Genomic DNA, 13,230 nt, shown 5'->3' on the forward strand with positions numbered 1-13,230 from the left:
GATTCGAACGAAAGCTCATCATATCCCGAACAGGGATGGTTGAGAATAATTACTATTTAATTCACTGTGACATGCGATCATCCCCTAACGAATAGGGATTATACGAATTTTCATGCTGCTCACCGGTCAACAAGAAGTGTGACACCTCTTCTCGGGTCTGGCTGAAGACCTGCTGCAACTGCTCCAGATCCGTCTCGCTCAGCACCTCGTTTTGCCGCAAACGCCACTCCAGCTCACCGGCCACCAGCTGCAGGCGGGCCGCCGAGATATTGGCCGACACCCCCTTGAGGGTGTGCAGCAGCTTGCTGGCCACCTCGGGTTGCTGGCGGCGCAGGGCGGAGCGGATCTCCCACAGATCGTCCTTGTGCTCCGACATGAACAGCTTGAACAGGATCTGCAGCGCTTCCTTGTCCTGCTCCAGCCGCTTGAGGGCATCCTGCAGATCGAGGATCCCCATCATATCCGGCGGTTTCACCTCCATGATCCCCGCCTGCTCAACCCCTTGCGGCTTCACCCACTGCAGCAGGTTGTTGTAGAGATCCAGCTTGCTCACCGGCTTGGTCACATAGCCATTCATCCCCACTCCCAGACAGCGATCCTTGTCACCGGGCATGGCGCTGGCGGTGAGGGCAATGATGGGCACATCGTGCTTGTCGACCATCTTGCGGATCTGGCGGGTAGCATCGAGCCCGTCCAGCACCGGCATCTGCAAATCCATCAGGATCACGTCAAAAGGCTGCTCGGCGACCCGCTCCACGGCCTCCCGACCATTACTGACCACGCACACCACCGCATCGACCCGCCGCAGATACTCGATGATCAGCTGCTGGTTAACCCGGTTGTCTTCCGCCAGCAGCACTCGGGTACCCTGCAGCAGGGATTTGAAGTGTTGCTGATCCCCCTGCGCCTCGGCCTTGCGCAGGTTGAGTTCATAGGAGCTGCCGTTGAGCAGCTCATCCACCTTGGCCAGCAGCGCGTTCTCGGTCATCGGCTTGGGCAGAAAATGGGTCAGCCCCATGCTGTCCATCCGGGCGTGCAACCCCTCTCTGGCCCAGGCGCTGATCATCAGGATGGGGATCCGCCGCCACTGGCTGTGCTGATACATCTCCAGCGCCAGATCGAGCCCATCCTCCTGACCCATGCGCCAGTCGAGGATCGCCAGCCGCAGATTTGGCCCCTCTTCACGGAGCAGCTGGCGGGCACGCGACAGGGAGTTGACCGGCAGCACCCGCACGCCCGCGCGAGTCAGAATGTCCCGGGCCAGATCCAGCACCAGCTCGTTGTCATCCATCACCATCACCAGCGGCTGGTTTTCGAAGAAGACCTTCCGTCCTGCCACGCCGTAGACTGCCTGCGCCATCGGGATATCGAACTGGAACAGGGAGCCCACACCGGGCTTGCTCTGGACAATGATCCTCCCCCCCATCAGTTCGACCAGCCGCTGGGAGATATTGAGACCCAGACCCGAGCCGCCATATTTGCGGGTATTGCCCGCCTCCAGTTGGGTAAAGGCCTGAAACAGCTGGCTCTGCTTCTCTTCGGCAATGCCGATACCGGTGTCACGCACACTGAAGCGGATCCGCATTGGATGGGGATTGGCCAGCTCGATGGAGACTTCGACTTCACCGCGCTCGGTAAACTTGATGGCGTTGTTCACCAGATTGACCAGCACCTGCCCCAGTCGCAGGGGATCCCCGCGCAAGAAGACCGGCACCTCAGGCGACTTGCGAATGATCACCTCCACATGTTTGCGCTCCGCCAGATCGGCAAACATGCCCGCCAGCGAATCGAGCTGCTCGCTGAGATCGAAGTCGATCTCCTCCAGCGTCAGCTTGCCGGACTCCACCTTGGTCAAATCGAGGATGTCGTTGATCAGCAGCAACAAGGTATCGGATGAGGATTTGATCTTGCCCAGATAATCCCGTTGTTGCTGATCCAGTTCGGTCTGCAGCGCCAGCGAGCTAAAGCCGATGATGGCGTTCATGGGGGTGCGGATCTCGTGGCTCATGTTGGCCAGAAAATCGCTCTTGGCCTGTGCCAGCAAGCCGGTCTGGCGCGACAATTCGCTCAGCTTCTGATTGCGACGCCACAGGGTGAAGGCCACCAGCGCGAAGCAGATCAAGGCCCCGCACAGCGCCATCAAATAGAAGCGGTTCATCAGCGAGGAGGCTCGCTCCAGCTTGTCGATTTTCCAGCGCACCAGACTCTCGATCACATGCATGTCGATCAGCTGGTAACGCAAGGCGTGATAGGCGACCACCTGTTGGCTCATGTCCTTGCTCAGGCGGATCAGGGTAGCGATTTCCGGCAGGTGGCCGTAACGGGATACCATCTGTTGCTGCAACCGGGCCAGCGTAGTCTGCTCACGTTTGTCCCAACTGCGCTGCAGATAGTTGCTCAGCTGCGCCAGCTCCTCTACATCGCGGTGCAGCGCACTGTCTGACGGGCTTATCTCGCCCACCTTTTTAATCTGGGCCTGCAGGGGCGCATTGATATACTCGATGGCCATCTCCATGGCATGGAGGCTGGCCAGCGCCATCAGATAGGTCTCCATATCCTCAAGCAGCGCCTGAGACAACTCGTCTTGCGCCAGCTCGGGATCGCTGCGTACCTTGCGCACAAAACCGTCAAGGGTGATGGACAACTGGTTCAGGCGCTGCTGGACATTGCTGTCATTGGCCTGCTCCCGCCCAAGCAGATAGACGGTATCGGCGTTGATCCGGTTCAGCACTACCTCGGCCGCTTCGTTCAGGTCGTGGGCCTGTTGCTGCTGACCGAGCGACTGCCAGCAGTAGCCCGAAAAGGCGAGCAGCAAGGCAACGATCAGCCCTGGCACAGCACGGTTTTTCCGTGATCCTTTTTTCATCCCGTCTCGACTCTCATCTGGTGGTCGCTGAATTATCCGGTTGGGCAATGAACCTTGGGGGGAATTATCCACTCCTGCCGGTCACTGTGTTACCGTTATTGCTCTGATACTTCGCTGTTGTTTCGCTATTGCGTCATTCTGGCCCCTCATCATATCTCCGGCCAGCGCAGATCGAGAAGGAACCAATTATGTCATTTGTCACTACTTATTGTAGCCACTGCTTTACCAGGAACCGCCTGCCCATTACCCATATCGATACATCCGCCAAGTGCGGGCACTGCAAGGCCCCCCTGTTTAGCCAGACCCCTTGCCTCGGGAAGGCGGATAACTTCGATACCCTGATCAACTCCGATATCCCGGTCGTGGTCGATTTCTGGGCCAGCTGGTGCGGCCCCTGCCAGCAGTTTGCCCCGGTATTTCATGATGTTGCCCATGAGCTCGAACCAAGAATGCGCTTTGTCAAAGTCGATACCGAGCAGCAGAGCGCCATTGCCGCCCGTTACGCCATTCGCAGCATCCCCACCTTGATGGTCTTCAAACAGGGCAAACTGGTGAACCAGATAAATGGCTCCTTGCCCAAGAGCATGTTCAAGCAGTGGCTGGAGCAGTTCATGGATGTTTGATTTATATTTCAGACATGTTTTATTTATGTGTTCATTTCCTCATTTTTATCAATGCTTGTGTGAGTCGAGGCTGATTTTCAACATGTGAGCCTGTTTCAAACAAGTGAATGGATGTAATCTCGGCAACACAAAAACAACCATAAATTAACCGAGAGAACATTATGCACACATCGGCTGTACCCTCTGCTCCATCTCGCTGGCTGGACATCAAATCAGGGATCGTCATCCTGGATGTCCTGCTACTTTGTGCCATGCTCGCCTGGCTCCCGTTTGATCCCATGGTCAACAAGGGGCTGGGCATTCTGGTCTTTATCGCCATTCTCTGGCTGACCGAAGCGCTGCACGTCACCATCACTGCCCTGCTGGTTCCCCTGCTGGCCACCGTGCTCGGGGTGTTTGACATGAGCAAATCCCTCACCGACTTCGCCAACCCGATCCTGTTCCTCTTTTTCGGCGGTTTCGCCCTCGCGGCCGCCCTCTCCAAGCAGGGACTGGATACCCTGATGGCAGGCAAGGTGATGCACCTGGCCAATGGCCATCTGGGTTGGGGCATCATCCTGCTCTTTACCATCACAGCCGCCATGTCAATGTGGATCAGCAACACCGCCACTACCGCCATGATGCTGCCACTGGCGATCGGTATGCTGGCTCGCCTCGATAGCAAAAAAGATCGCACTACCTTCGTGTTCGTTCTGCTGGGGATCGCCTATAGCGCCAGCATCGGCGGCATCGGTACCCTAGTGGGCAGCCCACCCAACGCCATCGCTGCCGCCCAGATGGGGATCGGCTTCACCGACTGGATGAAGTTCGGTATTCCGGTGGTGCTGATCTTGATGCCCTGCGGCATTGCCCTGCTCTATCTGGTGACCCGGCCACAGCTCAACCACCGCGTCGAGATCCAGGATGTCACCATCAACTGGACCCGCGAACGTAAAGTGACGCTAGCAATCTTCCTGACCACCGTTGTGCTGTGGATCGGCTCACAGCCTATCTCCAACGCCTTTGGCGGCATCCCGCAACTCGACACTCTGATTGCCATGGGCGCCATTGTGGCCATCGTGGTCAGCCGCGTTGCCAGTTGGGATGATGTCAACCAGAACACCGACTGGGGCGTGTTGATGCTGTTTGGCGGCGGTCTGACCCTGAGCGCCATTCTCAAGGCCACCGGTACCAGCGCCTTCCTGGCCAGCCATCTGTCGGCCGTGCTCTCCCACGCCAATATCTTCGTGATCCTGTTGATGCTGGCAGCGTTCGTGGTGTTTTTGACCGAGCTGGTCTCCAATACCGCCACTGCAGCCCTGCTGATCCCGCTGTTCGCCGGTGTGGCAGAGGCGCTGGGTGTCTCCCCCATCGTGATGGCGGTGTTGATCGCTATCGGTGCCTCCTGCGCCTTTATGCTGCCGGTCGCCACCCCACCCAATGCCATCGTCTTTGCCAGCGGCCACATCCGCCAGAAGGAGATGATGAAAGCCGGTATGGCCCTCAACGTGGTCTTCACCGTGTTGCTCGCCCTGCTGGCCTACTTCGTTGGCGATATCCTCTGATCCACCTCCCCCCGATAAACAAAAACCCCCGCATGTTTGCGGGGGTTTTTTCATTTCTGCATCTGATTAGCCGATGTTGCAGGGCTTCAGCGCCCAGATCCGATCCACATAGTCCTGAATAGAGCGGTCGGAGTTGAACTTGCCCATGGTGGCCGAGTTGATGATGGCCTTCTTCGCCCACAGCGCCGGATCCCGATACCAGGTATCAATCAGCTTGTGTGCATCCGAGTAGGACTGGAAGTCCGCCAAAGTCAGGTAAGGATCCCCCCCTTCCAGCAAGGAGCGCTTGATAGAGGCCAGCTCACCCGGACGACCCGGCGTGAAGTAGTCAGTATCAAACCAGTCCAGCACGGCTTTGAGCTCGGAGTTGGCATAGTAGAAGTCGTACGGGTTGTAACCGCGCGCCTTCAGCGACTTCACTTCGTCCACGTTCAGACCGAAGATGGCACAATTCTCGGCACCCGCCTCTTCAGCGATCTCGATGTTGGCGCCGTCCAGCGTGCCGATGGTGATCGCACCGTTGAGCGCCATCTTCATGTTGCCGGTACCTGAGGCTTCGTAGCCAGCAGTGGAGATCTGCTCGGAGACATCTGCCGCCGGGATCAGCTTCTCGGCCAGGCTCACGCGGTAGTTCGGCATGAACACCACTTTCAACTTGCCCTGGATACGGGCGTCGTTATTGACCCGATCCGCCAGCTTGTTGATGGCATAGATGATGTCTTTGGCCAGCTTGTAACCAGGCGCCGCTTTGGAGCCGAAGATGAACACGCGCGGGTGCATGTCATAGTCCGGGTTGGCCAGCAGACGACGATAGAGCGCCATGATGTGAATGAGGTTCAGCTGCTGACGCTTGTACTCGTGCAGACGCTTGATCTGAACGTCAAAGATCGCCTCGGCACTGACATCGATACCGGTTTCGTCCTTGATGACCTTGACCAGCTTCTCTTTGTTGTGACGCTTGATGGTCATGAACTGCTGCTGGAACGCCTTGTCGTCGGCAAACTTGGTGACGGCGCGCAGCTTGTCGAGCTGCAACGGCCACTCCTTGCCCACCACTTCGTTATAGAGCTCGGCCAACTCGGGGTTGCAGGCCAGCAGCCAGCGACGCGGAGTCACCCCGTTGGTCACGTTGCACATTTTTTCCGGCCACAGCTCGGCATACTCGGGGAAGAGATCTTCTTTCACCAGCTTGGAGTGGATTTCGGCCACACCATTCACTTTGGACGAACCGATCACGCACAGGTTGCCCATGCGCACCTTGCGCACATCTCCCTCTTCGATGATGGAGAGCTTGGCCTTGATGGCGTCGTTACCCGGCCACTTGGGCTCGACCAGCTCGCTCAGGAAACGGGCGTTGATCTCGTAAATCACTTCCAGATGGCGAGGCAACACCTTCTCGAACAGACTGACCGACCACTTCTCCAGCGCTTCCGGCAGCAGGGTGTGGTTGGTGTAGGAGAATACGTGATAGCAGATGGCCCAGGCGGCATCCCAGTTCAGATCTTCCTCGTCCACCAGCACCCGCATCAATTCGGGGATGGCGACAGTCGGGTGAGTATCGTTGAGCTGAATGGCAATTTGCGCGGCAAAGTTGCTGAAATCGGCACCATGGACCCGCTTGTAGCGGCGCATGATGTCCTTGATGGAGCAAGCACAGAAGAAGTACTGCTGGATCAGGCGCAGTTCTTTACCTGCATCGGTCTCATCGTTCGGATAGAGCACCTTGGAGATGGTCTCGGCCTGGGCTTTTTCAGCCTGGGAGTCGATGTAACCACCGGCGTTGAACACGTCCCAATCGAAAAACTCGGAGGCACGGGATTCCCACAGACGCAGGATGTTGACGGTGTGGCCACCAAAACCGACCACCGGAATATCCCAAGGCACCCCTTTGATCTTGCGACCGGCGTGCCATACCTTCTTCAGGCCGCCATTATCACCAAACACGGTCTCGACGTAGCCGTAGAGCGGCACTTCTTGCACCGACTCGGGACGGCAGATCTCCCAGGGGTTGCCATATTCACGCCAGGAGTCCGGGCGCTCGATCTGGCGGCCATCCTGGATCTCCTGACGGAACAGACCGTGTTCGTAGTGGATACCGTAACCAACCGCCGGATAGTTCAGGGTGGCCAGCGAGTCGATAAAGCAGGCAGCCAGACGACCCAGGCCGCCGTTGCCGAGTGCCATGTCGGGCTCTTGTTCGCACAGATCGGTCAGTTCCAGACCGAGTTCACCCAGCGCCTCTTCGCAAGTCTTGTAGAGGGAGAGGTTGTGCAGGTTGTTGGAGGTCAATCGTCCCATCAGGAATTCAGCAGAGAGATAGTGAATCGCACGAGTATCTTTCTTGAAATGAGTCTGCTGAGTGCGGGTCAGGCGCTCGTACACCTGTTCATTGACGGCCGCCGCAGTGGCTTTCCACCACGCTTCGGGAGAGGCTTTCTGTTCGCTTGTTCCCAAGGTAGAACGCAGGTGACGCACGATACTCGCCTTGAGCTGATCTTTATCCAGTTGGAGATCCTGGTCTGTCTTCTTCTTGGTAGCCATAAACCATATTCCTTCGTTACAAATAAAATTGTTATCCCGCTTGCGGGACCGGCGCTGTTGTTATCTCAAAATATGTACCGGCGTGAGAATACTAACTAAAGCGGCAGAATTAAAAGTTAACGCAAGTCACACTTTAACCGATAAAAACAGCCTGAAAAGCTTGAAAACCCTTTCCTTTAACTGATTGCGAAAAAACAAAAATTTCCTTTATTATCAGCAACTTAATGAACACATAAAAATATTATGGCATGAATAGGTTTTCAGAGATTGCCAAGCCTTGAAAATCCCTGAAAATAGGCAACAAGACGGCGCATTGAAACCGGTTTCAATGCGCCTGAAAAATTACCGTATAAATATGAAGCAATCATTGCACCCTCAGCGATGTGCCTTGAACTGATTGCTCAATGGATCGTAATGGTACCCAATCTGATCCAGACGCCCTGCCAACTGCTCTTCACTCATATCGTAATAGGCCAGCAACTCCTCCAGCCCGTCACACTCAAGCCTTAGCTTCTCATTGATGATGCCCAACAAGATGTTGGCATCCAGACGCTGCAAGGTACTGATATCCATGGCGGCACCTCCTTTAAATGACCTGTATAACCATGGGCGGTTACACAAGGTTTGTCCATAGAACGAAAAACACCCAGCCGGTTTTATATTAAATAACGTTTAAAAACATGATGTTATTAATAGCACATGCCAACACCATCACATTTTTCAGCAAAAACACCTTGTCTCTGCCTCAGGATAGAACTACTGTATGCACATACAGCTTGGATATTCATACAGGAAACCGTATATGAACCAGCCCCTGCACTCACTGCCCTTTGCGATGAATCGAGCCATGAGCAACCCCTGGCCAACCAGAACCGCCTGCAAGGCAGAGTCGGCTCATTATGGTGTGACTATCCAAGCTGAGGATCAGTTTCTCAGCGAGCTGAGCAAGTTAGGTGACTCTCATACCGGCTGGATCTTGTTGATCGCCCCGCCGGGACGCCCCACAGCAAGCCACATGGAAGAGCGAGGCATCGATCCCAACAGAGTACTGGTGGTACACAGCCCCAAAATCAAGAACTGGCAGCAAACCCTGGAACGCAGCCTGGGCAATGGTCACTGCGCCGCTGTGTTTACCTGGCTACCCGAGCAAATCGAGCTGGATCACGTCAAGCTACAGCGACTGGGGCAGCAATCTGGCGTACTCACCCGCTTCTTTGGCACTCAGCGCGCCAACCCCAACACACCTCTGCTGGCCTATGCAGAGCAGGATATCTATCTCAACCATTAAGACGAACGCTGACAAGGCAAATGTACAGCTCGTCGTGATCGCATCCCGTGCAACCCATGTGACAACGTTGCTGTGTTTTTTCTGAGGAAAAAACATGTCACGAGCATGATGACAGCACCAGGAAGCAATCCGGCACTGCCTGCTCTATACAGAACTAGTGAAACATGTGGAGCAGAAGGTAGCCTGATGACAACGATCTCTGCCCTCAGGCAACCCTCTTCTTGAAATAGTGGGTAACAAGGGGTATAACCACGCGTTTTATCAGGTGTATTAAGTGAGCGGTATGATGCAAGCCCCCTTTTGGCAGACCAAGAGTCTGCAGCAGATGACTGAGTCCGAATGGGAATCCCTCTGCGATGGTTGTGGCAAATGCTGCCTCAACAAGCTGATCGATGAAGATACCGACGAGCTGGTGTTCACCAATGTCGCCTGCAACCTGCTCAATACCAAAACCTGTCAGTGCTCTGATTATCTCAATCGCTTCAAAAAAGAGCCTGATTGTCTCCAGATCACCCATGACAAGATCGCCGAATATGACTGGCTCCCCTCAACCTGCGCCTACCGCCTGCTGGCTGAAGGTGACGCCCTGCCAGAGTGGCATCCTCTGCTGACCGGCAGTCGCTCCGCCATGCATCAGGCGGGTCAATCCGTACGTGGCAAGGTCATTCACGAGGAGCAGGCCGGTGAGTGGATCGATCACATCATCACCTGGGCAAGTTGATACGCTGACCCCGCCATGTTCATAGTGACAAGAGCTGCACATTGTGTGGCCCTTGTTGTTTCTGCAAGCACGTTGTAGTGGCATAGGCCGAGCAGCGCAATCCACTTACGGTATGGCTTCTGTTCTTTCACCCACTGGTTCAACCGCTGTTTCTACGCAGAGGTATACCCGTTTCGATTCCACTGCTGAATGTTGCCCCTATGCCCCCATCCGCGGTGGTTTATGTCCAAGCAAGATGTCTTCATCTATTTGCACGGGCCGCCACTCTGGAATATATGAACGAGCTCGATACAGGATGGTAAATCCATGGGTATCCAAGTCACCCTGTTGATGCAAGACCAAAACCGATAAACATATAGCTTGGATCCGGTTAAATAAGGTCATTATTTTCGAATGGCGATTGGTGCTGGCTTGATTATTATAGGGCTTGTTGATATAGCTAAACTCTGAGTTTAAAACAAACAGATGGGTAGTATTGTGAGAGATAACATCATGCTTATGTTGCAAGGGGTGGATGGAGAACATGTTCTCTTCCAGTATGCAACAGCGTTGGCAAAAACATTAAATGGGAAATTGACTTTAGTCCATGTCATTTTCAATCAAAAAGAAAATGCTCGCGTTCTTAACGTGGATATACGCAGTTCAATCAGTGACCGAGAACGAGCAATAAGGCAAAAGATAAATGAATGGAGATTAAGCACAGATATAATGCCCGAGATAGAAACGCTATTGACCGATAATATCAGCAATGACCTTCAAACTCTGTTAGAACAACGAAAAATAAATTTATTGGTTATTGGCCACCATCAACACTTGATCGACTATTCACTAACGCCCCTGCTTATAAAAACACTGTGTATCCCTGTACTTATCTATCCGTTAGATAAATATATATAGATTCGATATTCATCGCCAGATAGGCAAAATGGACTTTCTTTGAATGCGAGATACAATGTGCTTGGAGATGGCATTCCTCCATATGCATAAGCAAACAAACCGCCGCTGTGGCTAATGATGCCTACGTTTCAGTCCAGGTCAGGGCTGCGTAGCTATATGCACCACTGTCCTGGAGTCTCAGCACTAAAGGACGAAATGATATGCTTAATTCGATTCTAGCCATCAGTTGTGGTGCCTCACTAGGCGCTATATCAAGGTGGTTATTGGGAACAGCGCTCAATGCTATCTTTCCCACTATTCCCCCGGGGACTCTCATTGCAAACTTGCTGGGAGGCTATCTGATTGGAATCGCTATCGCGTTCTTTTCGGCAAACCCGGCCCTCTCCCCTGAATGGCGCCTGCTAGTGATCACCGGCTTTCTCGGTGGCTTAACCACCTTCTCCACATTTTCTGCCGAAGTGAGTTCATTACTGCAAGCAGGACGATTCGTTTGGGCTGGCGCAGCGATTGGTGTTCATGTGGTCGGCTCACTGGTGATGACCATTGCAGGAATGTGGTCGATGTCTATGTTGCAACGTCTATGACTGGAGGATTTATGAAAGGCTATCAATTAACTTTTTACACTCGGCAAGATCGTTCAATACAGGGTAAACCATTAGCACAATGGTTGGTTGAACAAGCGAAAAACCTCGGTATCCAAGGTGCGACATTATTAGCGGCTAATGAAGGGTTGGGACATGATCGCCGGTTACACTCTGCTCATTTTTTCGAACTGTCTGACCAACCATTGGAAGTAACACTCGCAGTAACGGAGAGCGAAGTTAACCTTATGTTTGATGCACTTAAAAATAATAATACCAGCGTATTCTATACATTAATACCGATAGAATTTGGCATGTCTGGCGAACGAGACTCTGATAATTAGATGCAACCAAATTATTCTACATAAGTTTAATATGCCGCCACTCATCAATATCTGATCAGTGGCGGCATCAATCAACCATCATGTTTTATGCTTTCATTGCCTGTTCCAGCGCAACGGCAACCGCGACAGAGGCGCCCACCATGGGATTATTCCCCATACCGATCAACCCCATCATTTCCACATGGGCAGGAACCGAGGAGGAGCCGGCAAACTGGGCGTCCGAGTGCATGCGCCCCATCGTGTCGGTCATGCCATAAGAAGCTGGCCCTGCCCCCATATTGTCCGGGTGAAGTGTCCGACCGGTGCCGCCACCTGATGCCACAGAGAAGAATTTCTTGCCCTCAAGCAGACGCTCTTTTTTGTAGACACCCATCACCGGATGTTGGAAGCGCGTGGGGTTGGTGGAGTTGCCCGTGATGGCGACATCGACTTGCTCATGGTGCATGATAGCCACACCTTCACGTACATCATCCGCGCCATAACAGCGAACCGCCGCTCTCTCCCCTGCCGAATAGGCCTTCTCACGAACAATATTGAGCTTGCCGGTGGTGTAATCAAACTCGGTCTGAACGTAGGTGAAACCATTGACCCGCGAAATAATCTGGGCTGCATCTTTTCCCAAGCCATTCAGAATGACGCGCAGCGGATTTGTCCGGGCATTATTTGCTGAACGGGCCAACCCGATCGCCCCTTCTGCCGCGGCAAATGATTCGTGGCCCGCACAAAAGGCGAAACAGTCGGTGTCTTCACGCAGTAGCATTGACGCCAGGTTGCCGTGCCCAATCCCCACCTGGCGATCGTCGGCGACAGAGCCCGGGATACAGAAAGCCTGCAAACCTTCGCCCAGGGTCTGTGCGATGTCAGCTGCCGATACCTGACCTTTTTTCAGTGCCGCGGCGGCGCCAATCAGATAGGCCCAGCCAGCATTTTCAAACGAAATGGGTTGGATTGATTTGACGATTGCCCTGACATCGACGCCTTGCTTCAGACAAATCTGTTCGGCTGCCTCCAGCGAGGCGATATCATAACTGGCAAGGAATGGGGTGATCTGTGCGATACGTCTCTCGTATCCTTCAAAGAGTGCCATGGTCTTGTCCTTATTCTTTGCGCGGGTTGATAGTTTTAACTGCCTCGGCAAACCGGCCATAAGTGCCCGTTGCCTTCCGTAGTGCATCCTCAGCCCCCATGCCTTTCGATATGTGATCCATCATCACGCCAAGCTGAACAAACTTGTACCCGATGATTTCATTGTCGCTATCAAGCGCCAATTCAGTGACATATCCCTCCGCCATCTCCAGATAGCGGGCGCCTTTCAGATTTGTGCCGTACATGGTACTGGTCACACTGCGCAGCCCTTTGCCGAGATCTTCCAGACCCGCACCAATAGGGAGCCCTCCTTCAGAGAATGCAGTCTGGCTGCGCCCATAGATGATTTGTAAAAACAGCTCCCGCATGGAGACGTTAATGGCATCACACACCAGGTCCGTGTTCATGGCTTCCAGAATGGTCTTGCCAGGAAGGATCTCGGCGGCCATGGCTGCGGAGTGCGTCATTCCGGTGCAGCCAATTGTTTCAATGAGCGCCTCTTCGATAATGCCGTTTTTGACATTTAACGTGAGCTTGCACGCCCCCTGCTGAGGGGCACACCAACCCACCCCATGAGTGAGGCCAGACACATCGGTCACCTCTTTGACCTTGATCCACTGCCCCTCCTGAGGGATCGGGGCAGGCCCATGATTGGGACCTTTGGCAACGACACACATCTGCTCAATTTCATGAGTTTGCATCATGATACGGATACTCCTTCGTCTCGGTGAGTTATCCA

At 53.9% G+C, this 13,230-nt stretch carries 13 protein-coding genes and 1 riboswitch; of the genes, 7 read left to right on the forward strand and 6 right to left on the reverse strand.

The genetic code is table 11. The features are described from left to right. Positions 1–61 precede the first annotated feature (61 nt). Positions 62–2,866: a hybrid sensor histidine kinase/response regulator gene (locus I6G90_RS06170; protein WP_197930281.1), complete on the reverse strand. Its 2,805-nt coding sequence runs from the start codon at positions 2,864–2,866 to the stop codon at positions 62–64. Positions 2,867–3,054: 188 nt separating this feature from the next. On the opposite strand from I6G90_RS06170, the gene trxC reads away from it, so the two are divergent. Together trxC and I6G90_RS06180 are read left to right on the forward strand one after the other, a co-directional pair. After that, entirely contained in the window at positions 3,055–3,489 is a 435-nt protein-coding gene (trxC, locus tag I6G90_RS06175) for a thioredoxin TrxC (RefSeq protein ID WP_197930283.1), read from the forward strand. A gap of 161 nt (positions 3,490–3,650) precedes the next feature. Then, positions 3,651–5,033, forward strand: coding sequence for an SLC13 family permease (locus I6G90_RS06180; protein ID WP_042063238.1), 1,383 nt, complete (start codon positions 3,651–3,653; stop codon positions 5,031–5,033). 66 nt (positions 5,034–5,099) lie between these two features. On the opposite strand, the gene I6G90_RS06185 is transcribed toward I6G90_RS06180, so the two are convergent. Next, positions 5,100–7,574, reverse strand: a complete 2,475-nt coding sequence (locus I6G90_RS06185) for a glycogen/starch/alpha-glucan phosphorylase (RefSeq protein WP_075112373.1) — start codon at positions 7,572–7,574, stop codon at positions 5,100–5,102. Positions 7,575–7,949: 375 nt separating this feature from the next. After that, entirely contained in the window at positions 7,950–8,147 is a 198-nt protein-coding gene (locus I6G90_RS06190) for a DUF4250 domain-containing protein (protein WP_042062288.1), read from the reverse strand. 229 nt (positions 8,148–8,376) lie between these two features. Here I6G90_RS06190 and I6G90_RS06195 point away from each other — a divergent pair, with 229 nt between their 5' ends. Then, on the forward strand, positions 8,377–8,862 hold the full coding sequence (locus I6G90_RS06195; RefSeq protein ID WP_197930285.1) for a cell division inhibitor: 486 nt from the start codon (positions 8,377–8,379) through the stop codon (positions 8,860–8,862). A 286-nt stretch (positions 8,863–9,148) separates the two neighbouring features. Beyond that, positions 9,149–9,583, forward strand: coding sequence for a YcgN family cysteine cluster protein (locus I6G90_RS06200; RefSeq protein ID WP_042062284.1), 435 nt, complete (start codon positions 9,149–9,151; stop codon positions 9,581–9,583). A gap of 198 nt (positions 9,584–9,781) precedes the next feature. Here the strand turns inward: I6G90_RS06200 and I6G90_RS21470 are convergent, their stop codons facing one another. After that, on the reverse strand, positions 9,782–10,108 hold the full coding sequence (locus tag I6G90_RS21470; protein ID WP_197930287.1) for a Wadjet anti-phage system protein JetD domain-containing protein: 327 nt from the start codon (positions 10,106–10,108) through the stop codon (positions 9,782–9,784). On the opposite strand from I6G90_RS21470, the gene I6G90_RS06210 reads away from it, so the two are divergent. From I6G90_RS06210 to I6G90_RS06220, 3 genes are all read left to right on the forward strand, one after another. Continuing rightward, complete coding sequence (locus I6G90_RS06210; protein WP_197930289.1) at positions 10,076–10,480, forward strand: universal stress protein; 405 nt, start codon at positions 10,076–10,078, stop codon at positions 10,478–10,480. The two genes, I6G90_RS21470 and I6G90_RS06210, sit on opposite strands and share 33 nt — an antisense overlap. A gap of 54 nt (positions 10,481–10,534) precedes the next feature. Beyond that, positions 10,535–10,611, forward strand: a riboswitch (Fluoride riboswitch). 69 nt (positions 10,612–10,680) lie between these two features. After that, on the forward strand, positions 10,681–11,064 hold the full coding sequence (gene crcB / locus I6G90_RS06215; RefSeq protein WP_042657756.1) for a fluoride efflux transporter CrcB: 384 nt from the start codon (positions 10,681–10,683) through the stop codon (positions 11,062–11,064). A gap of 11 nt (positions 11,065–11,075) precedes the next feature. After that, positions 11,076–11,405 carry a DUF190 domain-containing protein gene (locus tag I6G90_RS06220; protein WP_197930291.1) on the forward strand — a complete coding sequence of 110 codons (330 nt, stop codon included), beginning with the start codon at positions 11,076–11,078 and terminating at the stop codon, positions 11,403–11,405. A gap of 85 nt (positions 11,406–11,490) precedes the next feature. On the opposite strand, the gene I6G90_RS06225 is transcribed toward I6G90_RS06220, so the two are convergent. Both I6G90_RS06225 and I6G90_RS06230 read right to left on the reverse strand, forming a co-directional pair. Then, a complete protein-coding gene (locus I6G90_RS06225) occupies positions 11,491–12,492 on the reverse strand; it encodes a GGGtGRT protein (protein WP_075114538.1) in 1,002 nt (333 codons plus the stop codon). Positions 12,493–12,502: 10 nt separating this feature from the next. Continuing rightward, on the reverse strand, positions 12,503–13,195 hold the full coding sequence (locus I6G90_RS06230) for an iron-sulfur cluster assembly scaffold protein (RefSeq protein WP_042062682.1): 693 nt from the start codon (positions 13,193–13,195) through the stop codon (positions 12,503–12,505). Positions 13,196–13,230 lie beyond the last annotated feature (35 nt).

It is taken from the genome of Aeromonas allosaccharophila, from assembly GCF_016026615.1.
Classification (GTDB): Bacteria; Pseudomonadota; Gammaproteobacteria; order Enterobacterales; family Aeromonadaceae; genus Aeromonas; species Aeromonas allosaccharophila.